Annotated in this window: 19 protein-coding genes and 1 riboswitch; of the genes, 11 read left to right on the forward strand and 8 right to left on the reverse strand. The window is 61.1% G+C overall.

Annotation, left to right across the window (positions count from 1 at the left end; genetic code table 11):
- Nucleotides 1-67: 67 nt before the first annotated feature.
- The 3 genes from rfaP to NZ453_RS07535 are packed head-to-tail and all read right to left on the reverse strand — an operon-like array spanning nucleotide 68 to nucleotide 2,884.
- Nucleotides 68-913: a lipopolysaccharide core heptose(I) kinase RfaP gene (gene rfaP / locus NZ453_RS07525; RefSeq protein WP_263769868.1), complete on the reverse strand. Its 846-nt coding sequence runs from the start codon at nucleotides 911-913 to the stop codon at nucleotides 68-70.
- Nucleotides 906-2,030, reverse strand: coding sequence for a glycosyltransferase family 4 protein (locus NZ453_RS07530; protein ID WP_263769869.1), 1,125 nt, complete (start codon nucleotides 2,028-2,030; stop codon nucleotides 906-908). The genes rfaP and NZ453_RS07530 overlap by 8 nt, the downstream gene beginning before the upstream one ends.
- On the reverse strand, nucleotides 2,030-2,884 hold the full coding sequence (locus NZ453_RS07535; protein WP_263769870.1) for a lysophospholipid acyltransferase family protein: 855 nt from the start codon (nucleotides 2,882-2,884) through the stop codon (nucleotides 2,030-2,032). Before NZ453_RS07535 ends, NZ453_RS07530 begins: the two co-directional genes overlap by 1 nt.
- Before the next feature lie 192 nt (nucleotides 2,885-3,076).
- Here NZ453_RS07535 and metK point away from each other — a divergent pair, with 192 nt between their 5' ends.
- The 9 genes from metK (at nucleotide 3,077) to NZ453_RS07580 (ending at nucleotide 13,639) form a co-directional block, all read left to right on the forward strand.
- Nucleotides 3,077-4,243 carry a methionine adenosyltransferase gene (gene metK, locus NZ453_RS07540; protein WP_263769871.1) on the forward strand — a complete coding sequence of 389 codons (1,167 nt, stop codon included), beginning with the start codon at nucleotides 3,077-3,079 and terminating at the stop codon, nucleotides 4,241-4,243.
- 117 nt (nucleotides 4,244-4,360) lie between these two features.
- The gene (locus NZ453_RS07545) at nucleotides 4,361-5,593 is read left to right on the forward strand and encodes a cyclic di-GMP phosphodiesterase (RefSeq protein WP_263769872.1); all 1,233 of its coding nucleotides are present in this window, start codon (nucleotides 4,361-4,363) and stop codon (nucleotides 5,591-5,593) included.
- A 180-nt stretch (nucleotides 5,594-5,773) separates the two neighbouring features.
- Nucleotides 5,774-5,846: riboswitch (S-adenosyl-L-homocysteine riboswitch) on the forward strand.
- 88 nt (nucleotides 5,847-5,934) lie between these two features.
- On the forward strand, nucleotides 5,935-7,338 hold the full coding sequence (ahcY, locus tag NZ453_RS07550; protein WP_263769873.1) for an adenosylhomocysteinase: 1,404 nt from the start codon (nucleotides 5,935-5,937) through the stop codon (nucleotides 7,336-7,338).
- Between the two features lie 19 nt (nucleotides 7,339-7,357).
- Nucleotides 7,358-7,705 carry a phage holin family protein gene (locus tag NZ453_RS07555; protein WP_263769874.1) on the forward strand — a complete coding sequence of 116 codons (348 nt, stop codon included), beginning with the start codon at nucleotides 7,358-7,360 and terminating at the stop codon, nucleotides 7,703-7,705.
- A 16-nt stretch (nucleotides 7,706-7,721) separates the two neighbouring features.
- Entirely contained in the window at nucleotides 7,722-8,558 is an 837-nt protein-coding gene (metF, locus tag NZ453_RS07560) for a methylenetetrahydrofolate reductase [NAD(P)H] (protein ID WP_263769875.1), read from the forward strand.
- Nucleotides 8,558-8,920 carry a TfoX/Sxy family protein gene (locus tag NZ453_RS07565; protein ID WP_263769876.1) on the forward strand — a complete coding sequence of 121 codons (363 nt, stop codon included), beginning with the start codon at nucleotides 8,558-8,560 and terminating at the stop codon, nucleotides 8,918-8,920. The genes metF and NZ453_RS07565 overlap by 1 nt, the downstream gene beginning before the upstream one ends.
- 251 nt (nucleotides 8,921-9,171) lie before the next feature.
- The gene (locus tag NZ453_RS07570; RefSeq protein ID WP_263769877.1) at nucleotides 9,172-9,813 is read left to right on the forward strand and encodes a response regulator transcription factor; all 642 of its coding nucleotides are present in this window, start codon (nucleotides 9,172-9,174) and stop codon (nucleotides 9,811-9,813) included.
- A gap of 35 nt (nucleotides 9,814-9,848) precedes the next feature.
- Entirely contained in the window at nucleotides 9,849-12,296 is a 2,448-nt protein-coding gene (locus NZ453_RS07575) for a PAS domain S-box protein (RefSeq protein ID WP_263769878.1), read from the forward strand.
- A gap of 167 nt (nucleotides 12,297-12,463) precedes the next feature.
- Nucleotides 12,464-13,639: an ABC transporter substrate-binding protein gene (locus NZ453_RS07580; RefSeq protein ID WP_263769879.1), complete on the forward strand. Its 1,176-nt coding sequence runs from the start codon at nucleotides 12,464-12,466 to the stop codon at nucleotides 13,637-13,639.
- Nucleotides 13,640-13,671: 32 nt separating this feature from the next.
- On the opposite strand, the gene leuE is transcribed toward NZ453_RS07580, so the two are convergent.
- Both leuE and NZ453_RS07590 read right to left on the reverse strand, forming a co-directional pair.
- Nucleotides 13,672-14,322: a leucine efflux protein LeuE gene (leuE, locus tag NZ453_RS07585; RefSeq protein WP_263769880.1), complete on the reverse strand. Its 651-nt coding sequence runs from the start codon at nucleotides 14,320-14,322 to the stop codon at nucleotides 13,672-13,674.
- Nucleotides 14,323-14,377: 55 nt separating this feature from the next.
- Entirely contained in the window at nucleotides 14,378-15,916 is a 1,539-nt protein-coding gene (locus NZ453_RS07590) for a DUF853 domain-containing protein (RefSeq protein WP_263769881.1), read from the reverse strand.
- A 130-nt stretch (nucleotides 15,917-16,046) separates the two neighbouring features.
- Here NZ453_RS07590 and NZ453_RS07595 point away from each other — a divergent pair, with 130 nt between their 5' ends.
- Both NZ453_RS07595 and NZ453_RS07600 read left to right on the forward strand, forming a co-directional pair.
- On the forward strand, nucleotides 16,047-16,772 hold the full coding sequence (locus NZ453_RS07595) for a YebC/PmpR family DNA-binding transcriptional regulator (protein ID WP_263769883.1): 726 nt from the start codon (nucleotides 16,047-16,049) through the stop codon (nucleotides 16,770-16,772).
- A 268-nt stretch (nucleotides 16,773-17,040) separates the two neighbouring features.
- Nucleotides 17,041-19,290: a DUF6600 domain-containing protein gene (locus tag NZ453_RS07600; protein WP_263769884.1), complete on the forward strand. Its 2,250-nt coding sequence runs from the start codon at nucleotides 17,041-17,043 to the stop codon at nucleotides 19,288-19,290.
- 72 nt (nucleotides 19,291-19,362) lie between these two features.
- Here the strand turns inward: NZ453_RS07600 and NZ453_RS07605 are convergent, their stop codons facing one another.
- The 3 genes from NZ453_RS07605 to NZ453_RS07615 are packed head-to-tail and all read right to left on the reverse strand — an operon-like array spanning nucleotide 19,363 to nucleotide 22,976.
- On the reverse strand, nucleotides 19,363-20,712 hold the full coding sequence (locus NZ453_RS07605; protein ID WP_263769885.1) for a sigma-54-dependent transcriptional regulator: 1,350 nt from the start codon (nucleotides 20,710-20,712) through the stop codon (nucleotides 19,363-19,365).
- On the reverse strand, nucleotides 20,709-22,562 hold the full coding sequence (locus NZ453_RS07610; RefSeq protein WP_263769886.1) for a sensor histidine kinase: 1,854 nt from the start codon (nucleotides 22,560-22,562) through the stop codon (nucleotides 20,709-20,711). The genes NZ453_RS07605 and NZ453_RS07610 overlap by 4 nt, the downstream gene beginning before the upstream one ends.
- A 42-nt stretch (nucleotides 22,563-22,604) precedes the next feature.
- Nucleotides 22,605-22,976 (reverse strand): DUF1850 domain-containing protein, encoded by a 372-nt coding sequence (locus NZ453_RS07615; RefSeq protein WP_263769887.1) that lies wholly within the window; start codon nucleotides 22,974-22,976, stop codon nucleotides 22,605-22,607.
- Nucleotides 22,977-22,978: the final 2 nt, after the last annotated feature.

Genomic DNA, 22,978 nt, shown 5'->3' on the forward strand with positions numbered 1-22,978 from the left:
AAGGTAGTCTCGCCACAGCAACTTTTCTCAAGAGGATCAACCCACCACTGGCGCATAGCGTCGCGAATCACAAAGCCGTTCTGGACGGCGTTCCGTCTGCGCCGGGCGCGTATTTCCGCAAAAAACGGGCGTGCAGACGGCCCGCTTCCGCTTCGAGCTGTCGGAGCAATGCCGATTCTTCGACGAGAATTTGGCGCAGTCCCCGGGCGAAATAGATAGGGAGAAAACGCAAGATGTCGCGCCGCGTCAGCCCGATATCGAGTGCCGAAAAGTAAAGGCTGGCGAGATCTTTGTCGCGCCAGCGTAATGGCGTCTGCGCGCGGACTTGGGCGCGGTGCAAATCAATGATCGACAACTTCAGATTTTCGGGGGAGGGCGTCGGATCAAGGCCCATCAGGAAATGGCAAATGTAGAAATCACGATGATTGACGCCGCCGCGGTGCATGCGGCCGGCCATTTCAGCGACTTTGCGGATCAAAGCCCATTTCATTTTGGGAGGCGGCGGCCGGCGCGGCCAGTCGCGGCAGAAGTCCTCGAGGCTGATGGTCGGTGCCAGTTCCTCGGTCACAATGAAGGAGTGTCGGGTCGCCGGATTGGCGCCGCGCTCGCCGAACGCCACGGCACGCATGGTATCCACGCCGACCTCAGTCAGGCGGTTAATCGCACGCCATTCGTTTCCAGCGCCGAGTACGGGTAGCTTGAATGTGAGCAGGTTCTTCGCGATTTCTCGCCAACCAACGCCGCGATGGATTTTCACGAAGTAGCCCCGGCCGCCGACCTCCGTACGCAAGGTGCGACGTGCCTCGAGCTCGCGAAATATCTCACCGCGTAGCGCTTCAACGGCGACAAAAGGATCGTAGCCCGACCATAGCGTCTTGAATGGCTCGGCGAGGAACAAGGTCGCACTACTCACTGGACGCTCCGAGAATCAGATCGGCGGCGCGCTCGGCATTGCTGTAGATGTCCGCGTGTTCGGCAAAAGCCAATGCGCCGGTTTGCCATTGCGCGCGCTTAGCAGCATCGCTCAGCGCATCGGCTAACGCCGAATCCAGGTGCGCCTGCTGGAAGGGTTCCGGAACGACAACGCCCGCCTTCGCTTCATCGATGTAATGCGCATACCCGCAGACCGCCGTTGCGATCACAGGCAGTCCGGCCACCAAGGCTTCCAGCAGCACCGTCCCGGTATTCTCGCTGTATGCGGGGTGCACGAGGAGATCGGCTCCCAGCAAAAAGCGAGGAATATCGCTTCTGCCTTGCAGAATGGTAACCTGGGAACCGACACCCAATACCTCTGCCTGACGCAGGAAGAACGTCGGCTTGTCCTGCCCGATAACGATGAGGCGGGCACGACGAGCCAACACCTCAGGCAAATGTGCCAAGGCCCGCAGCGAGCGGTCAAGCCCCTTCGTTTTGAAACCGGAGCCCACCTGCAGCAATAAGAAATTTTCGTCGGAAATCCCGAACTCGGCGCGCAAGCCCGCACGAATCTCCGCGGCATTGGCCGGCGCCCGCCGATCCGGCGCGATCCCCGGTGGCAGAAGATGAAAGCGGTGAGCCGGTGTCGCGTAATGCTTTTCAAAAAAGGGTTGTTGCAATGAGGAAATCATCAGGATTTCTGCGCGGCTCTCTGTGCTGAAAACGGCCCGTTCATAGGCCGCGAAGTGCCGATAGCGTGGCGAGAGCCTATACAAGGGATTACGCAGCGTACGTGCCTTCTCCTCATAGCATGCATCGGCGGCAAAATAGATATCGAGCCCCGGCATTTTATTGAATCCGACGACTCGATCGGCGGGCCGAGCCGCCAGATCGCTCCGCACCCACTCGGTAAACTTTTCGTAGCGCCTCCAATTGCGCAACGCCCGTGCGGGCACACGCATAACCTCGAACCCTGGCGGAATCTCGCCTTCCCACTCGAGCGTGTAAACGCGAACAGAATGGCCGCGTACCTGGCAAGCGAGTGCAATACGCATAAAATCCCGCTGCAATCCGCCGAACGGAAAGTATTTGTAGAGGCAAAAGGCAAGTTGCATCAATAGCTTTCAGGTGGCGGCTCGACGCCGCGCGGACGCTTATAGCGGTTGTAACCCCATAGATACTGCTCAGGGCATTGCAGAATCAGATGCTCGATTTCCCGACTGATTTGTTGGGCGCGCTCGTCGGTGTTGCCCGAAATGGGCTGCGTCGGCGGCTGCAAATGGAAGTGGTAGCCTCTGCCTCCAGGGAGTCGCTCCGCCCAAACCATAATGACGGAGGCACCGCTCTCGGTCAAACGTGCGGCGAGAGTCATTGTGTACGCGGGCTTGCCGAAGAAATTGACCCAGCGTCCTTCGCCGACCCTCGGGGCCTGATCGGGCAGCATGCCGACCGCCTCGCCCCGCTTCAACGCTTTGAAAAGCGCACGGACGCCACCAAGGTCGGCCGCCGCGATGCCGAGTTGCTCCCGTTTACGGCCGGTCTCGATCATGGTCTGCAGCCATTCCTGTTTCGGCGGCCTGTAAAGGACGGTGATCGGTGCGTGCGTGGACAGATACTGCGCCGTCACCTCGAAACAACCAAGGTGCGGTGTGAGGTACAAGATTCCTTTGCCCAAGCGAGTGGCCTGCTCGACAAACTCCCACCCGCTTACTTCGACAACCAGCGAAGCCGCTTCTTCAAGCGAGCGCAGCCATATCCTTGGCAACTCGAGCGAAGACCGACCAGCGTTGGCGATGGCCGCCGCCCTCGCCTCCCGCGCCTTCTCCTCCCCGAGCGCCAGAATCATGTTTTCGCGCATATGGCGACGATACGTAGGCGAGAACAGCCAGGCAAACCAACCGGCCAGCGCCCCCAATTTGTGCAACCAGGCAAGCGGCCAGTAGCTTAAGAAACGAAAAATCAGAACCACGCAAATAACCCTGTCGGCGACGGGTTTGACCCGCCGGGAACGAAAAACTAGAATTATCCCATCCGCCGAGTTAATCAGGACAACTTGCAGGGCGGCAAAAGCCGAAAGGCTAAAAATACTGCTAAAGCGTCGTCTGCTCAGACCCCGGGCCGGCCACGCAGCCGCAACGGGGTTTTTTATTGGAGCAGAAGCATGTCTAACGAGTATTTATTCACGTCCGAATCGGTTTCGGAGGGCCATCCGGACAAGGTCGCCGACCAGATTTCCGACTCGATCCTCGATGCCATTCTGACGGAGGATCCTACTGGCCGCGTGGCCTGCGAAACGCTGGTGTCGACCGGCCTCGTCGTCATTTCGGGTGAAATCACGACCAAAGCGCACATCAACTATCGCGAGATCGCACAACAAACGGTACGCCGCATTGGTTATACCGATTCGGAAATCGGTTTTGACTACAAGAGCTGCGCCATCCTCACCGCGATCAATCGGCAATCGCCGGATATCGCCCAAGGCGTGAATGAAGGCCAAGGGCTCGATCTTGATCAAGGTGCTGGCGACCAGGGGTTGATGTTCGGCTACGCGTGCAATGAAACGCCGTCGCTGATGCCGCTACCCATCTACTACGCGCACCGTATCATGCAGCGCCAGGCCGAAGTGCGTAAAGACGGCCGCCTGCCTTGGCTGCGGCCGGACGCCAAGAGCCAGTTGACCGTCCGTTATGTCGACGGCAAGCCGGTAGCGATTGATACGGTGGTCGTCTCTACACAGCACGACCCGGACGTCTCGCACGCACAGATCACCGAAGCTGTGATCGAGGAGATCATCAAGCCCGTTCTGCCCAAAGAGTTGCTTACCGGATCGCCGCGTTACCTCGTCAACCCGACGGGCCGGTTCGTCGTCGGCGGCCCCCATGGCGATTGCGGCCTCACCGGCCGCAAGATCATCGTCGACAGCTACGGCGGCACGGCCCGCCACGGCGGCGGCGCCTTTTCCGGCAAAGACCCGTCCAAGGTCGACCGTTCGGCGGCGTACGCCGCGCGTTATGTGGCGAAAAACATCGTTGCAGCTGGCCTCGCGGACCGCTGCGAGGTGCAGATCGCCTACGCGATCGGTGTTGCCAAGCCCGTTTCACTGATGGTGAGCACTTTCGGTACAGGCAAGGTCAGTGACGAGAAGATCGTCGAACTGGTCGCAAAGCACTTCGACCTGCGTCCGAAGGGCATCATCCAGACCTTGAATCTGTTGCGGCCGATCTACACGAAAACCGCGGCGTACGGCCATTTCGGCCGCGAGGAACCGGAATTCACGTGGGAGGCAATCGACAAGGTTGCCGCTTTGAAGGCCGACGCCAACCTCTAGTCCAGCGTTGCCGTATAGCGTACGAAAGGGCCCTTGCGGCCCTTTCGTCATTTTTGCGAACACAAATGGGGGTAAGATCGTCGCGGGGGGTGTGTACAGCTTTACCCGTCTCCGATCATGCTAAAAAAAATCAGCGTCAAGCAACTCGCCGTCGGAATGCATCTCAAGGAATTTTGCGGTTCCTGGATGGAGCATCCGTTCTGGCGCAATGCTTTTGTCATCACCGACCCCAAGGACATTGAGCGGGTCCTCGCCAGCAGCATCAAGGAAGTCTGGATAGACACCGACAAAGGTGACGACGTCCCGGAAGGAGACGCTGTTGTCTCCGAGTCAGAATCCGAAGCCCAGGTGGACGCCGATCTGGAAACCGCCGCACAGGCGATGCGCGAAACAGCGCCCGTTTCAATGGATGTCGAAATCGACCGGGCGGTGAAGATTTGTGCGCAATCGAAGAAAGCGGTCACTTCGATGTTCCAGGAAGCTCGCCTCGGAAAAGCGGTGGATACGGAACAGGCGCAGCGGCTAGTCGAGGAGATTTCGGACTCAGTAAGCCGAAACCCCGGAGCCTTGATCAGCCTTGCACGCCTCAAGACCGCCGACGACTACACGTATATGCACTCGGTTGCCGTCTGTGCATTGATGGTGGCGCTCGCCCGCCAGCTCGGGCTCGATGCCGAGCAAACGCGGAGCGCCGGCATCGCCGGCCTGCTGCACGATCTTGGCAAGGCAGCCATGCCGATGGAGGTTCTCAACAAGCCCGGCAAGTTGACCGACGAAGAGTTCGCGATCATCAAAAAGCATCCGGAAGAAGGGCACCGGATGCTGCTGGTCGGCTCCGACGTCAATGAGGTCGTGCTGGACGTCGTGCTGCATCATCATGAGAAAACCGACGGTTCTGGATATCCGGAAGGACTTCTGGACGACGATATCAGCCAGTTCGCGAAAATGGGGGCCGTCTGCGATGTCTATGACGCTATCACTTCCAACCGTCCGTACAAGGCGGGTTGGGACCCGGCCGAATCGTTGCGTCGGATGGCCGAGTGGTCGAAAGGTCACTTCGATCAGACGATCTTCCAGGCCTTCGTCAAGAGTGTCGGCATCTATCCGATAGGGTCGCTGGTCAAACTCAACTCCGGCCGCCTCGGCATCGTCATCGACCAGGCCGGCAAGTCGCTGCTGACGCCCCGTATCAAGGTTTTTTATTCAACGCGGTCCCAGGCACGGATTCGCCCGGAGATCATCGACCTTTCCCTACCCGACTGCCCGGAAAAGATTACTAACCGGGAAGACCCGGCCAAGTGGCGCTTCCCGGACTTGAACGAGCTCTGGTCAGGAGTGGTTGGCGTCTGAGAGTTTGCATCGCGACATCCGCGCGGTCGTTCATCAGGTATTCGGATCACCTTCAGAGCTGCCTCTGCGGATCAAGAGACGATTTTGCTTGAAACGTGTCAAAACCTAGGTACGACTCAAGCAAGCTTGCCGCACCCGTTTCGGTTTTGACTTCGCTAAATTATGCGTATAATCCGCGCGTTATCCGAGGAGCGCTGCAAAGCCGCCGCCACGACGGCTTCAGGCTCGGAATCACCAACGGCGCTCACCTGACCAACCCGTGCCGGCACGGGGGCGGGTGAAGCAAGGCGCCATGCACGAACTTCCCTCCCTCATCCGGCTACAGTTCTTAGGAGAACACTGTGGCTGAAAAATTCACCGATTACGTTGTCGCCGATTTGAGCCTCGCCGATTGGGGGCGCAAGGAAATCCGCATCGCCGAGACCGAGATGCCCGGTCTGATGGCGATCCGCGAAGAGTTCGCTGCCGCGCAGCCGCTCAAGGGCGCGCGTATCACCGGTTCGCTGCACATGACGATCCAGACCGCCGTGCTGATCGAAACGTTGATTGCGCTCGGCGCGAAAGTCCGCTGGGCCTCGTGCAACATCTTCTCGACACAGGACCACGCCGCAGCGGCCATCGCCGCGCAGAGCATCCCGGTGTTCGCGGTTAAGGGCGAATCGCTCGCCGACTATTGGGATTACACCCATCGCATCTTCGAATGGGCCGACGGCGGCTATTCGAACATGATCCTCGACGACGGCGGCGACGCGACGCTGTTGCTGCACCTCGGTGCCCGCGCCGAAAAAGACATTGCCGTTCTCGCCAATCCGGGCTCCGAGGAGGAGCGCGTCCTCTTCGCGGCGATCAAGGCCAAGCTGGCCGAGGATCCCGCCTGGTACTCGGTGCGACTAGCGCAAATCAAGGGCGTGACCGAAGAGACGACAACCGGCGTGCATCGCCTCTATCAGATGCATGAACGCGGCGAACTGAAGTTCCCGGCAATCAACGTCAACGACTCGGTGACCAAGTCCAAGTTCGACAACCTCTACGGCTGCCGCGAGTCGCTCGTCGACGGCATCAAGCGCGCCACCGACGTTATGGTCGCCGGCAAGGTCGCCCTCGTTTGCGGCTACGGGGATGTTGGCAAAGGCTCGGCCCAAGCGCTGCGCGCGCTTTCGGCCCAAGTATGGGTAACGGAAGTCGACCCGATCTGTGCGTTGCAAGCGGCGATGGAAGGCTACCGCGTGGTGACGATGGACTACGCCGCCGACAAGGCCGACATCTTCGTCACCTGCACCGGCAATTACCATGTCATCACGCACGAACATATGGTGCGCATGAAGGACCAGGCGATCGTTTGCAACATCGGCCACTTCGACAACGAAATCGACGTTGCGTCGATCGAGAAATACACGTGGGAAGAGATCAAGCCGCAGGTCGATCACGTGGTCATGCCTTCCGGCAACCGCATCATTCTGCTCGCCAAAGGGCGCCTCGTTAACCTTGGCTGCGCCACCGGACACCCAAGCTACGTCATGTCGTCGTCGTTCGCCAACCAGACGATCGCGCAGATTGAACTGTTCACACGTCATGCGGCCTATCCTGTGGGCGTCTATACGCTGCCCAAGCATCTCGACGAGAAGGTCGCACGTCTGCAGCTGAAGAAGCTCAACGCGCAACTGACCGTGCTCACCGAGCAGCAGGCCAAGTACATCGGTGTGCCGGTCGAAGGCCCGTACAAGGCGAACCACTACCGCTATTGAGCACTCTGCCGGAGGACGCATGCGCTTGATTCTGCTCTGGATACTCAACGCTGTTGCCTTGCTCACGGTGGCCTACGTGCTGCCGTGGGTGCAGGTCACTTCGTTCGGCGTGGCAATGCTCGCGGCGCTGGTTCTCGGGCTGATCAATGCCGTCGTGCGCCCCCTCCTGCTGCTGCTCACGCTGCCGGTCACGGTATTGACGCTCGGCCTCTTCATCTTCGTGCTCAATGGCCTCATGTTCTGGCTGGCTGGCTCGTTGATCGAAGGCTTCACCGTCTCCGGCTTCTGGCCGGCCGTGATCGGATCGCTGCTGTACAGCGTCGTGTCCTCGGTGCTTGCCAGCCTGCTCGTTCCCGACAGGGATTGATCTCCCAGAGAAGCGCATGAAAAAGACAGAGCTTTCGATTGAGTTTTTTCCGCCGCAAACGCCCGAAGGCGTCGTCAAATTGCGGCTAGAGCGCCAGAAGCTCGCCGTACTCGAACCCGATTTCTTCTCGGTGACTTTCGGTGCCGGTGGATCGACGCGCGAACGCACGTTTGCGGTGGTAAAAGAAATCGTTCAAGAAGGTTTCGCCGCAGCGCCGCATCTCTCGTGCGTCGGTTCAACGCGTGAAAACATCCGCGACATCCTCGACGACTACAAAGCCGAAGGCATCCGCCGCATCGTGGCGTTGCGCGGCGACTTGCCTTCCGGCATGGCGGAGGCGGGCGAGTTCCGTTATGCCAACGAACTTGTTGAGTTCATCCGCGCGGAAACGGGCGATCATTTCCGTATCGAAGTCGCCGCCTATCCGGAGTGGCACCCGCAAGCGCGCACCCCGGCAGACGACCTCGCCGCCTTTGCGCGCAAGGTAAAGGCAGGTGCCAACTCGGCCATCACGCAGTATTTCTTCAACGCCGACGCTTACTTTCACTTCGTCGAGCAAACCAGGGCGCTTGGCGTCACCGTCCCTATCACGCCCGGCATCATGCCGATCGTCAGCTTCTCCAAGCTCGCGCGCTTTTCTGATGCTTGCGGAGCCGAATTGCCGCGCTGGATGCGGCGCAAGTTCGAGGCGTTCTATGACGACACGGAGTCGGTCCGGGCTTTTGGCCTCGACGTCGTTACCGAACTTTGCTCCCGGCTGCTCGGCGGAGGCGCTCCTGGCCTGCACTTCTACTCAATGAACCAGTCGGCGCTCACGCTCGAAATCTGTCGGCGGCTCGGTCTCCGCAAGTAATGAAGAACCCGCCGCCGGAGCTTGTACAACAAGCCTGCGAGTTGTTCGCTCCGCTCGGTACGATCCGTACCCGACGCATGTTCGGCGGCTGGGGCTTCTATTGCGACGACCTGTTCTTCGCCATCGTCGCCGATGAAACCTTGTACCTCAAAGCGGATGTCGAATCCGCCGAAGCATTTCGCCAGGCAGGCGGAATCCCGTTTCGCGTCAGCTACAGGGACGGGCGCGAAGAAACGATGAACTACTGGACGCCGCCCGAGGAAGCCTTCGAGACGCCGAACGAAATGCGCCCCTGGGCTCGGCGGGCGCTTGATGCCGCCATCCGCAGCCGGCGGTCAAAGAAGCCCGCGCACAAGAAATAACTGCTCCAAAGGGCAAGGCTTTTGGTAGCGTCTCATGTCGCTACCAGGCATGGAGCGCACCGCCGATTCGCGGTATCCTAGGCCGCATCATCGTTGCGTCCGATCCGCGGTAACGAAATGGTTTCCGATCCCCACCGGCCTTCGTCCTCTTGCCGCCACCCAGGCTGCCTCCACGGACTTCCATCCAGGGGCAAAAACGTCATCACTATGCGTGGGGCGGCCTCCCGCCTTTCTCTCCTATTGGTGAAACTATGGTGACCCGCGTCGTAATCGCTGACGATCACCAACTCGTCCGCGCTGGAATCGCCGCGCTGCTGGACGATATCCCGGATGTCGAAGTCGTCGGAGAAGCCGCCGACGGCAGTGAAGCCGTACGATTGGTCGAAGAGCTTTTACCATCGATTCTCTTCCTCGACCTGGCGATGCCGGGCATGCCGGGGTTGGAAGCGTTGGCGCTGATCAACGAATCACATCCTGAAGTCAAGGTTGTCATCCTGTCGATGCACGACAGCGAAGAACATGTGCTGCGCGCACTGAAGCTCGGCGCCACAGGTTTCATGCTCAAAGACGCCGCGCCGGAAGAACTGGCGCAGGCGGTCAAAGCCATCAATCAGGGCCATACCTGGCTCTCATCGGCCGTTTCAAAAACGGTCATCAGCAGTTATGTTCAACGCAGCGGCAACGAGGAAGGCCTGAACCTCCTGACGGCGAGACAAAACCAAGTTCTGAAGATGATCGCCGAAGGGCGAAGTACCAAGGACATCGGTTACGAGCTCAACCTGAGCGTGAAGACAATCGAGACGTATCGCGCCCAGATCATGGACAAGCTCGATATTCGCGACATTCCGGGCCTCGTGCGGTATGCGATCCGCAACGGAATCATTCCCCTCTGACCCGGCCTGCTCCGAAAAGTAACGGCAATGCCAGCATGGAGCTAAGCCGGACGCCCCTTCGCCGCGACCCGTCCCTCGCCGCGCGCATCAAGCGGACGGCATTCACGCTCACCATGTTAACCGTAGCGGCACTCGCCGGGTTGCTACTCGTGGTTACCCTGTTCGAGATCCCAACCAACGAGACGAAGGCCAACCAGAACACCGCCGGGGTCATCGGCGAGGCGATGTCCGCCGACCTGCGCAACGAACTGGAGAATCTGCACGCACTCAGTCTGAGTTCGCTGGTTTCTACTGCGTTACTGGATTCCACTGGGCGCGAAGCCTATCTCAAGCCCTTCCTGCAAGCCCGCGGACAGCGCGCACGCGCCGTACCGACCTTGTTGCTCGATTATCAAGGTCGGCCCGTCGTGGGCAATCTGCCCGGCATCGACCCAACCTGGCTGAGTACGATCACGGCGAACGTGCTGAGCACTAAACAGGCGCAAGTGGCTGTATCGAGACAGCCGGGTCGCCCGGCCCTCGTTGGCGTCTATCCGGTTGCCTTTCCTTACACGGATGACGTTATCGGTGCTCTGGCCGGCGCGGTCGATCTCACCGCGGTCTTTCAACGCCGATCTTCCGGACTCGCCGAAGACATGGGCGCCGATCTACTCTATCAGGCCACGGCGATCGTTTTCCGTCCCGACGAGCGGCCGGCTCAGTATTTCCCGGCCCGGTTCGCTCTCAATCTGGGGAGCGATGAGGCCGACGAGTTGCTCTCGCTGAGCGTCTACTCGATGCAGAACCCATGGTTTCTGCCGATTGCCAAACGCGTTCTCCTGGCCGTTCTGCTCGCTGTCCTGTTCGGCGCGTTAATTTGGCAACTCGCCGATTTGGCCGCGAGGCGTATCACACGCCGCTTGAACGCGCTGGCGGCGGCGTGTGCGGCGATCTCGGAAGGCCAACGCGTGCTAATCCCGCAAGATCCAACCCCGGACGAGATCGGTATGCTCGCGCGAACGCTGCACCGTGCCCTGACGGCCCAAGAACAGGCCGCCGAACGGCTGGAACAAATGGTCGAGCAGAAGACTCACGCGCTCTCCGTCAGTGAGGCTCGGTTTCGCAGCTTCTTCGAAAAAAATTCGTCGGTGTTGTTGATCGTGGACCCCCAGTCGGGGGGAATTCTGCAGGCGAACCGGGCGGCAGCGGCTTATTACGGCTACCCGCTGGAACGCCTCGCCAACATGGTGATTACCGAGATCAGTTCAACGGAACCCGCGCGCCTCGCCGAGTATGCGCGGTACACCCTGCGCAACGGCGGCAACCACCTGACGGCCATACACCGCTTGGCCTGGGGCGAGGAGCGTCACGTCGAGGTATACCTGACCCCGATCGAGATTCAGGATCGCCTGGTCCTCTTTTCGATCGTGCATGACATCACCGAGCGTGTTCTTGCGGAAAAGGCGTTGCAGGCAAGCGAGGAACGCTTCCGGCAGGCGTTCGTCTACGCGCCGCTCGGCATCGCGGTCGTCGCTCTCGATGGGGAGGTGAGCGATGCCAACCCCGCCCTTTGCCGGATGCTCGGCTATGCCCAGCACGAGCTGGCCGGAACGTCGCTCGCCCGCTTGTTTGTCGACGGAGAGACCGGCTGGCAACGTATCGTCTTGGCACTAGAAGCCGGGGACACCGCCGCCGTATTGTCGGAGGAGCGGACCGCGCTGCGTCACGACGGGCAAGCCGTGCCTGTGATCTTCACCCTGACCCGGATCCGGGACAGTCGCGGGCGGCCGATAGGTTTCATTGCGCGTATCGAGGACATTTCGCAACGCAAACAGGCGCAGCTTCATGAACTGGCCACCGGGATCCTCGCCGCACAGGAACAGGACCGCGCCAAACTGTCGCACGAACTCCATGACGAAATCGGACAGTCGCTGACGGCCTTGAAGATCACGCTCAAACGCGCACAGTCCGATCTGGCGGACCAGCGGCGCGTGAACTCCTGCCTCGACCACGGCCATCGCGTTCTCGAGCAGCTGATGGACGACGTACGCAGCATCGCACACCGGCTGCGCCCGGCGGAGATCGATCAGCTCGGCCTTGTCGCCGCACTGCGTTCGCACCTCGACAAGACCATCCGTCCACTGGGCCAGAACGTTACGCTGATCGAGAACCTCGGTGATGCACGTCTACCACCGAACCTCGAACTGTGTTGCTTCCGTGTCGTTCAGGAGGCGCTCACGAACAGTCTGCGCCATGCTCAGGCCTCGAAACTCGAGGTCGCCCTGCATTGGGACGCCGATGGGCTCCGGCTCTCGGTCAAGGATGACGGAATCGGCCTCGATATCAGCCGCTACTACTCAGCACAGGGGAACGTCCCGTCGCTGGGGCTCGTCGGCATGCGCGAGCGCGTGGCGGCCAACGGCGGGCAACTGCAGATCCGCTCGGCGAAAGGCGAAGGAACTGAGGTCGTGGCCACGTTCGACATCGAACGGCCGGCGACCTGAGAACCGCTCGGACGTGTAACCGCCATTCCGGAAAATCGCAGCTCCATATCAGGGTATCCCCGATGGCGCGGCCGCTCACTGCGCGTATGATTTCCGAATAAACATCCCGGGTCTCACGCCACCCCGTGAAACACCTGCGTCATACCGGGCTACCCTGAAAGCCGACCATGCTCCGCTCGTTGTGCATTCTCTTTTTTTTGCTCGTTGCACCGCCGGCTCGCGCCGGAGAACCTGTACTCATCGGACTGGATGCCGAGTTCGGCAACAAAACGAGCACCTCGGCACAGGCTATAGAACAGGGACTGCAGATTGCCATCAACGAGATCAATCAATCGGGAGGCGTACTTGGCGGACGTCCGCTCAAACTCGTCACACGCGACAACAAATCGGTAACGGCAATCGCCGTGGACAATTTGCGCGCACTCGCTGCCATGAGAGACATGGTGGCCGTCTTCGGGGGACGATTCAGCCCGGTGTACGTCGAATGTCTTCCAGTCGCCCAGGAGCTAGGTATCCCGCTGCTTTCACCCTGGGGCTCCGCCGACCCGATCACCGACCACGATTTCAAACCGAGCTACACGTTTCGCCTATCCTTGAAGGACGCCTGGGCAGCCCCGGCGTTCATTCGTTTCGCCAAGCAACAGTACAAGGCAAACCGGCTCGGCGTGTTGCTACCCAATACCGCGTGGGGACGCAGCAACGCCCGCGCGCTTTCGATCGCTGCTGCCGAGCAGGGCGCGCTGATCGTCGGCGAACGTTGGTACAACTGGGGCGACACGACGTTGATCGACCAATATCAAACGTTACGCACCGTGGGAGCTGAAGCGATCATTCTCGTCGCCAACGAAGGCGAGGCCGCGACGCTGGTTCGCGACGTGGCCGCCCTCGACAAGACAAGCCGACTGCCGATCATCAGCCATTGGGGAATCACCGGTGGTCGCTTTTTCGAACTGAGCGGCGAGGCTTTGCAGCAGGTCGATTTCTCGGTGATTCAGACGTTCAGCTTCATCGACCTCAATACGCCGACAGCGCGGCGGGTGATGGGCGCCATGCAACGTGATTATGGAGCGACTTCAGCAGAGTCGATCCGCAGCCCCGTCGGCGTCGCCCACGCCTACGACCTGATGCACCTTCTGGCGAAAGCGATTGGCAAGGCCGGCAGCACGGACCGGCGCAAGATCCGCGATGCTCTCGAACAGCTCGGTCCGTACGACGGGCTCGTACGGCGCTATGCCAAGCCCTTCACGGCCGAGCGCCATGACGCGCTCTCTCCAGCGCAGATATTCTTTGCCCGCTTCACCTCGGAAGGCGTCCTGCTTCCTCTCGAGCGCCGCGGTCGATAACCGGTCGCCGTACTGCGGTAAGGCCCGACGAGTTAGCTGAGTGTCGCGTTGGCCAGCTTGGCGCCAAAGCTGATGAACAGCCCGCCGACCCCACCCGTGGCAACGGCCGAGAAACGCCGCCGGCGCCGGAACTGCATGGCGAGCCGAGCCCCGCCGAAAATCAGGATTGAAAGATAAAGCGCGCTGCAGAATTGAACGATCGCGCCCAGAATGAAAAACGACAGTACCGGGTGCGAGTAGCTCGCATCGACAAACTGAATGAAGAAGGAAACGAAAAACAGGATCGCTTTCGGGTTCATCAGGCTGATGAGCAAGGCCGTGCGGAACGGACGGCTCGCGTCGACCTCGGGTTGCACCCCATCAGCATCACCACCCCGCGCTCGCCACATAGCCCAAGCCGAACGCAACAGGCCGATGCCGAGCCAGGCCAGGTAAAGAGCTCCGGCGTATTTGAGCACCAAGAATAACGTCGGGTTGGCGCGCAGCGCGGAAGCGGCGCCGGTAGCCGAAAGCACCATGAGCACCGTGTCACCGAGAAAGATGCCAAACGCACCCCGATAGCCCGCCGGCACTCCCCACCGGGACGCGACAGCCATCACGTAGAGCGAATTGGGCCCGGGGAGAAGGACAATGAAAATCGTTCCGGCCAAGAAGGTCGCGATATCGGTGATGCCGTAGAACATTGCGCGTTTCCGCTTTCCAAGTAGTCGTTAAGTGGGCCGAAGCCAATACCAGCTGCTAGCGGCGACGGGCACCGCCGAGGATGGAACCGAGCACGCCGCGGATGATTTCGCGCCCGACCTGGGTGCCGATCGCCCGCGCCGCACTCTTGGCCGCCGCCTCGATCATCGAATCACCGCGCCGGGAACCACCGGTCGCTCCCCCACTCAGGATTCCGCCCAGCCCACCCAGCCAGCCGCCTGTACCCGCATCAGTTTCGCTTGGGGCTGGAGCCGAAGCCGGAGTCTGAGTCGGTGCTGAGGACTTCGCTTGCCCCGCTGGGGTCGCCCGCCCTTTCAGCCGCTCATAAGCCGAGTCGCGATCGAGCGGCTTTTCGTAAACGCCGGCAACCAGCGAAGACTCGATGAGAGTGTTGCGTTCGTCGGAGGTCAGCGGCCCGATTCGCGATGCAGGCGGCAGGATATGTGCCCGTTCCACAACGCTTGGTCGGCCCTTCTCGTCGAGAAACGAAATCAGTGCTTCCCCGACGCCAAGCTCAGTAATGGCCTTCGCGGCGTCGAACGCCGGGTTCGCGCGCAACGTTTCAGCCGCCGTCTGCACGGCCTTTTGGTCGCGGGGCGTAAACGCCCGCAGCGCATGCTGGACTCGGTTACCAAGCTGCCCCAGCACCCGGTCCGGAACGTCGAGCGGGTTTTGCGTGACAAAGTAAACGCCTACGCCTTTCGACCGGATCAGACGCACCACCTGTTCGATCTTTTCCAAGAGCGCCGGCGCCGCATCGGCAAACAAAAGATGCGCTTCATCGAAAAAGAATACGAGCTTCGGTTTGTCGAGATCGCCGACTTCGGGCAACTGCTCGAAGAGTTCCGACAAGAGCCAGAGCAGGAAGGTAGCGTACAAGCGCGGCGACGCCATCAGCTTGTCCGCGGCCAGAATATTCACGACGCCTTTACCGTCGACCGTCTGCATCAGATCGTTGATGTCCAGCATCGGCTCACCGAAAAACCGGTCTCCGCCCTGTTCGCCCAAGGCGAGCAGACCGCGCTGGATAGCGCCGATCGAAGCCGCAGAGACGTTGCCGTATTCGGTGGTGTAGGTCCGCGCATTTTCGCCGACGTACTGCACCATCGCCCGCAGATCCTTCAGGTCGAGCAGAAGCAGCCCTTCGTCGTCGGCGATCTTGAATACCAGTTGCAGGACACCGGCCTGAGTCTCGTTAAGATTGAGCAGGCGTCCGAGCAGCATCGGCCCCATGTCGGAAATCGTCGCTCGTACGGGGTGCCCCTGCACTCCCTCCACATCCCAGAAGGTCACCGGGTAACTCGCAGGCGCCCACCCCTCGACGCCGAGCGTTGCCAACCGTTCGGAAAGCTTGGGCGTGGCGGCACCGGCAGCCGCCAGCCCCGACAGATCGCCTTTGACGTCGGCCATGAACACGGGCACGCCGATAGCCGAAAAGCGCTCGGCAAGGACCTGCAACGTCACCGTCTTGCCGGTACCCGTCGCGCCGGTAATCAAACCGTGGCGGTTGGCAAGCGCCGGCAGCAAGGCAAGGTCGGTTTGCCCACTGCGGGCAACGAGAAGAGGTTCGGCCATGATGGACTCCGGCAGGAACAGGGGTTCGAGGAATGTTAGAATGCTCGGCTCGGCAACCGGCCGATTTTATCAACGAGCGATGCCGTCTGACAGACCGGCGGCGTAAAAGCAGGATAGAGAAGAGGTAGACATGGCAGGTCACTCCAAATGGGCCAACATCCAGCACCGGAAGGGTCGCCAGGATGAGAAGCGCGGAGCCGCGTTTTCCAAAGTCGCCAAGGAAATCACCGTGGCCGCCAAGATGGGCGGCGGCGATCAGGCGTTCAACCCGCGCCTGCGTCTTGCGGTCGACAAAGCGAAAAGCGTCAACATGCCCAAGGACAAGATCGATAACGCGATCAAGAAGGGCACCGGCGAACTCGAGGGCGTCGATTACGTAGAAGTGCGCTACGAGGGCTATGGTATCGGCGGCGCGGCGGTCATGGTCGACTGTCTCACCGACAACAAGACGCGCACGGTGGCCGAAGTGCGACACGCATTCAACAAGCACGGCGGCAACATGGGTACCGACGGCTGCGTTGCCTTCCAGTTCAAGCATTGCGGGCAGTTGATCTTCGCCCCGGGAACCGATGAAGCCGCCCTGATGGACGCGGCGATCGAAGCAGGAGCCGAAGATGTACTGACCAACGACGACGGCTCGATCGAGGTCGTCACCGCGCCCAACGACTACATGACGGTGAAGGAAGCGCTCGAAGCGGCGAACTTCAAGGCCGAATTCGGGCAGGTGACAATGAAGGCGGAAAACGAGACCGAACTGACCGGCGATGACGCCGCGAAGATGCAGAAACTCATCGACGTACTCGAAAGCCTGGACGACGTCCAGGAGGTTTATACGAGCGTGGTGCTCGAAGAGTAGTCAGGGCGGCATTCTCCTCAAAAACGGCGCCACGGCGCCGTTTTTCTTTTTCCGAACCTCGACATGTGAGCCTCTGCGGGATCTCCACGGCGGATTTCCCCTGCGGCTGAGGCGTTTCCGCTTTGGAACGGAATGCAACAAAGTGTGTCGGCCGTCCATCCGTAGGTTCGGAGCGACGTTAAACAATCGACGAGGTCGAAAAGTATCGGCCTGCCCGGTGGAATGGTCCGCCGCGCTCTTGCTCAATTGCTTAACGGAAGGACCGAAGATGGACAGATCCAGCCTGTTTCAAGCAAGCCCCCGTTTTCCAAGACCTCTCATCGCTTTTCTTTTGGCGGTTCTGGGCCTGCTGCTTGGTGCGTCGGCCGCCTTCGCCGATCCGCCGGGTCGCATCGGACGCCTCGCCTGGCTGTCGGGAACCGCGACGCTGCAGAATCGCGATGGCGGTGAATCTTCCACTGCGCTAGTCAACCAACCGCTTACGAGCGGCGATATTCTGACCACCGACCCTGGCTCGCGCGCCGAAATCCAGATCGGATCAAAGACGATCCGCCTCGACTCCGGAACCACGCTCGAATTCGACCGGGTCGACGACCAGCAAGTCTCCCTTTATCTGAGCAACGGACGGGCGATCGCCAAGCTCTCGGCGCGCGACGCGATGCGCGACTTCGATCTGGCTACCCGTGACGGCCGCTTCACGCCGCGCGAGACGGGCATCTATCGGTTCGACGCGGATAACGGAAGCTCCAGCGGCACGACCTATTATGGGCGGCTACAGGCGGAGAGCGATAGCGGTACGCTCGACATCCGGCCGGACGAAACAGCGCAATTCTGGAACGATGGACAGCCTCACAACCGTTTGTCATCGGCACTCAACGACGACTTTACGCGTTGGAGCGTCGTGCGTGACCAGCGGCAAAGGCCGACGACGTATGCGCGCTACGTTTCCCCTGAAATGACGGGCGCCGAAGATCTCGATGCCTATGGCACGTGGGCGGACACACCGGAGTATGGCGCCGTCTGGTATCCGCGTGCGGTGAACAGCGGCTGGGCCCCCTACCGTACCGGGCGCTGGGCATGGGTTGCCCCCTGGGGGTGGACCTGGGTAGACGACGAGCCGTGGGGGTTCGCACCTTTCCATTACGGCCGCTGGGTGCGCTACCGCGGCGCCTGGGGCTGGGTACCGGGGGCTCGCGTCGCGCGCCCCGTCTTCGCGCCCGCGCTGGTCGCCTGGATTGGAACGCCGAGCGCCGGGGTTTCGGTTTCGATCGGCACGGCGCCGACCGTCGGCTGGTTCCCGTTGGCACCGCATGAGGTTTACGTTCCCGGCTACCGAACGAGCCCACAGTACGTCCGCAACGTGAATATCACCCACGTCACGAATATCACGAACATCAACACGATTATCAACGAACCACAGGCCGCCGTCCGCCACATGCGCTACGCGCACCGCGAAACCCCGCACGCGGTGACCATGGTCCCCAGCGAAGTGCTCGCGCAGCGCCGCCCAGTCGCCGCGGCGGCTGTTACGCCGCGCGACCAACGCGCGGTACGTCTACAGCCGGTACAAGCCGCTGCGCCAATCGCCCCGCCGGCCCCTGAAAGGCGTGGTCCCCCACAACGGGCCGAACGACCCGAGCGGTTCGCACGGCCCGGGCACCAAGAACCGCAGGCGACCATTGAGCAAGGACGCGGACACCCCGAATCCGCACTCTCCCCAGAAGCGCCAAGAACCGCAGGCGATCCGGTAGCCGCCCCCGGACGGGGATTGCCCGAGCGATCCCAAGAGGCGGCACGTCACGACGATCCTCCGTCCTGGCGAACTGGAAGGAACAGGCCGCGTGATGAGCGCGCCAATCCAGAAACACGCCTTGACACTCGACCGGACCGTTCGGATCAGCGACAACCGAACCCGGCGGCTGGAATGGCCTCGACGCCAGCACCGGCCACGGTTACGACGACGCAGCCTCCACCACGTCCCGAGAGGAAGGAAAGTCCTCTGCCATCGCGAGAACCGCGGCAAGATCACCTACGCCGCGACAGCGAAGGAGCTGTCGGCAATCGTCCGAATATGCGTCCCGAACCAACGGCCCGTGAGGCCCCGGTCGCGCCTCAAACGCGCGACGCTCCGCGTTCCTTCGAACGCGAACGCAGCCCGCAGGCGCAACCGCGCCAGGAGAACCCCCGCCCGGAGCGTATGCAATCGTCGCCGGAGCAGGATCGCCGATCGTTCGACTTGCGGACGCGGGAGCGACCGGAGGCACGAGAAAGAGACTCAGGACGAGCGGTCGTCCCGCAGCACAACGCCGAGATCCGCCGCGAGGCGCCTCCCCCGCCCCGTCTCGCCGCACCTCCCGCGCAGTCGCCGCCCGCCGCTGTACCGGCACCGGCACCGATTCGCGACCACGGCAATGCGAATGTGCAAGCGCCGCGAGCTGAGCCGCCTCGCCAAGCGCGGCCCGAGCACGGCGAACGGCGTGATGCAAAAGGTGGTCAGGACGAGCGCCAGAAACCCTGAGGACGCCGCCGGGGATGTCTGCTCCAGCCCGCCCCGAACACTGGAAGAACCATCCTCGTACGCAAGCCCTATTCAAGTACCCTGGCGACGAAATGTTTCCGGGTCGAGTTGATGCCTTGCGAGCTTGTCGTAGAGTGTTTTCTTCGGCACGTTGAGGTGTTCGGCGGCCTCTGCGACGTTGCCGTTGGTTTGCCGCAACGCGTCACGCAGCAGACCGCGCTCGTAATTCTCCATGCGGGCCTGCAAGGACACGGCGGCCGTCTGGACAGGTTCGAGGCCGTCGCCGAGTCCGAGGCAGATTCGCTCGGCAGCGGCGCGTAGCTCGCGCACATTGCCGGGCCAATCGTAGTGCTGCCAGCGGAACACATCCTGCTCGTCGAACGTCGGCACCTCGCGATTGAATCGCTGTGCCGCCTGAGACAAGAAATAACTCATCAAGGGCCGGATGTCATTGAGCCGCTGGCGCAAGGGGGGTAATTCGATCGTCACGACATTCAGCCGATAGTACAGGTCGGCACGAAAGCTCCCTTGCTCCGCCAGGCGCTTGAGGTCGCATTTGCTCGCCGCTACGACGCGGCAATTTACCGGAATGCTCGCGTTGCTCCCCAAGCGCTCGACACGGCGTTCCTGCAATACGCGCAGCAGTTTGACCTGCAGCGGGAACGGCATTGACTCGATTTCGTCCAGAAACAGCGTTCCGTCGGTGGCGTACTCGATCTTTCCGATACGCCGCCGCTCGGCACCCGTAAAAGCGCCCGACTCGTGCCCGAAAATCTCGCTCTCGAACACGGATTCGGGCAGTGCGCCGCAGTTGAGGGCCACGAACGGGCCTTTGCGTCGGCTGCGTTCGTGTAAGGCTTGCGCGACGACCTCCTTGCCCGTTCCCGTTTCGCCGAGGATCAGGATATCAACGTCGGTGGAAGCCAACGAATCGATCGTACGTGCGATCTTCTGGATGCTCTCCGACTGGCCGATCAACGGCTTCTCGCGCAAGCTACCGAGTTGTTCGCGCAATGCCTTGTTTTCGAGCAGGAGAGCACGTTTCTCCAACGCCCGGCGGACGACGTCGACCAGCCGAGCCGAGTTAAACGGTTTCTCGATGAAGTCGTATGCGCCGGCACGCATCGCCTCCACCGCCATCGATACGTCGCCATGTCCGGTAATCAAGATCACAGGAAGGTCCTTGTCGCCGCGACGCAGTTCGGCGAGAAGTTCAAGACCGTCCATACCCGACATGCGCACATCGCTCACCACCGCGGCAGTGTGAAGGTCTTCCAAGGCAGCGAGCGCCCGTTCAGCGTTGGAAAAGGTCGCCACATCGATGTCGGCCAGCCGCAACGTCTGCTCGCACGCGCGCAGTACCGCCGCGTCGTCATCGATCAGATAAACCGGATACTTGCCTGCTGCTCCCGCCCCGCTCATGACCGTGCTTCCTCCAGAATGACCTTGAATTGCGCGCCGCCTTCCGCATGGTTGCACACCTCGATCCGCCCGCCCAACTCAGTAACGATCATGCGCGAAATGGCAAGCCCGAGTCCGAGTCCCTGCCCTGATGATTTCGTCGTGTAGAAAGGCTCGAAGAGGCGCGGCAGCATCTCTGGGGAAATGCCCGGACCATTGTCGCGAACAGCGACACTCACCCATCCGCCATCGTTTTCCACGGCTATTTGAACACGGCCTTCCGAAAGCTCGGCCACCGCGTCGAGCGCATTGAGCAGCAGATTGACGAGGACCTGTTCAATTCGCTGCACGTCGGCAAGAACGGAAAGACCTTCGGCATACGGATCCCTCTCGATGCGAATCGCATGTTGCCGTCGACGAGGCTCAATCATCATCAACGCCTGGTCGATGACGGCGGAGAGTCGGACCGGCTGACGTTCGGTGGGCGGCTTGCGGGCGAAAGTCTTGATCTCGCCGACAATGTGACCCATGCGTTGCCCCATCTCCTTGATGAAGCCGAGGTTCTCGCGGACTTCATCGAGGCGCCCTCGGTCGAGCAGATCGACGGCGTTATCGGTATAGGTGTGAAGTGCGGTGAGCGGTTGGTTCACCTCATGACTGATCCCGGCGGCCATCTGCCCAAGCACAGCCAGCTTCCCGGCTTGGACCGCGCTGTCTCGCGTTTCGTGCAGAATCCGCTCCGTCGTCTTCAGGGCGCTCACTTTTTCTTCAAGCGAGTTGTTGGTCGCCCGCAGATCCGCCGTGCGCTCGGCGATGCGCTGTTCGAGTTCCTTGTGCACTTGCCGAAGCGCCGCTTCCGCTTGCCGCCGCTCTCGATAACGCTTGTTGTTCAGTCGATAGAAGACCAGCCCCGAGATTGCCAAAGCCATGGCGAACGCCGCCGCAATGCCGGCATACAACGCGAATTGACGTTCTTGTCCGGTGGGCGCCAGGAGCACAATCGACCAGCCTAGAGGGCCGCTCTTGATCGACTGGACGACGTACTCCTGCTCGCGGGACCCCGGTAAAGCGATTCTGGCCGTCCCGGCCTCTCCACTCAGCCGCAGGTTCGCGCCCACGGGTTGCAAGTTCTGATGGTCGTACTGACGCGAAAGTCCAAGTTGCTGCAAAACCCCAGGTTCGAGCGGCGTCAGATAGCGGTACTTCCAATCGGAGACCGAGGCGAGAAAGATGACGCCGTAGGCGTCGACCAGAAGCACCGGATCACCGCTCCTCACCAGGGCCGACTCGAAATTCTCCAGACTGATCTTGACGATGATCGCGCCCAGCGATTTGCCATCATCCGAGATTGGTGCGGCAAAGAAAAAACCCGGCTCCCCGGTTGTCGCCCCGACGCCATAAAAGCGCCCAAGCCGTCCCTGCATCGCCTGCTGAAAGTAGGGGCGATAACCGTAGTTCTGGCCAACGTACGAACCTGGCGTGGCGTAATTGCTCGATGCCAGCGTCAGACCATTTGCATCCATAACGAAGGCCGCGTTGATGTCGGCCGCGTCCCTTACGTCGAGCAAGTATTCATTCGCTTTCTGGCGTGCCGGCTGGCCCGGCTTGCGCAGAAGCTCCTTGAGACGCTCTTCCATGGCCAGGATGCGGGGCAGGGACTCATTGCGCGCGAGAAACGATTCGAGACTCAGGCGATAGAACTCGCCATGGTGACGGGATTGCTGCGCCAGCAAATCGACCTGCCGTAAAAGAACCATCTCGCGGACAAGCCAACCGACACACGCACAGATGGTAACGGCGGCCAGAATACGTACGACTGGCCGGGGAGCCAGCCAAGCGTAGTGGTTTCTAGGGGAAGGGGCGCTCTCCATGTCGTCCGTTCGATCGTATCTCTCGCTCGCCGCTGCTCCATGTTACTCGGGACAAGCCCGAAGCTCGATCACGGCGACCTCGCTTATGCCTGGCAGGAAATCCGCCAGGGGGCGACAGCCATTGGCCAGGCAGAGTTCGTAGCCCGAGGTATAGGGAGAATGCGCGAGGTTCACCCGTTCCATTGCTCCAACGAGAGGCCGGTAATGCCAGGCACCGTCACGGAACACAGCGTCCGGCGGAGGCTCCATGCCGGCGCCGGTGCCCCTGACACGTGCGGCAACCGGCCGCAGCCGGTTCTGTTCGATCACCCAATCCTCTTCCCAGCGTACCTTCTCTATCGAGTGCATCCATGCCAGGGTAAAGGACTGCACGGCAAGCACCGCCGAAACAGCGCCGGCGCCCATACACAGCATGA

This window comes from Propionivibrio soli (assembly GCF_025770765.1).
GTDB lineage: Bacteria > Pseudomonadota > Gammaproteobacteria > Burkholderiales > Rhodocyclaceae > Propionivibrio > Propionivibrio soli.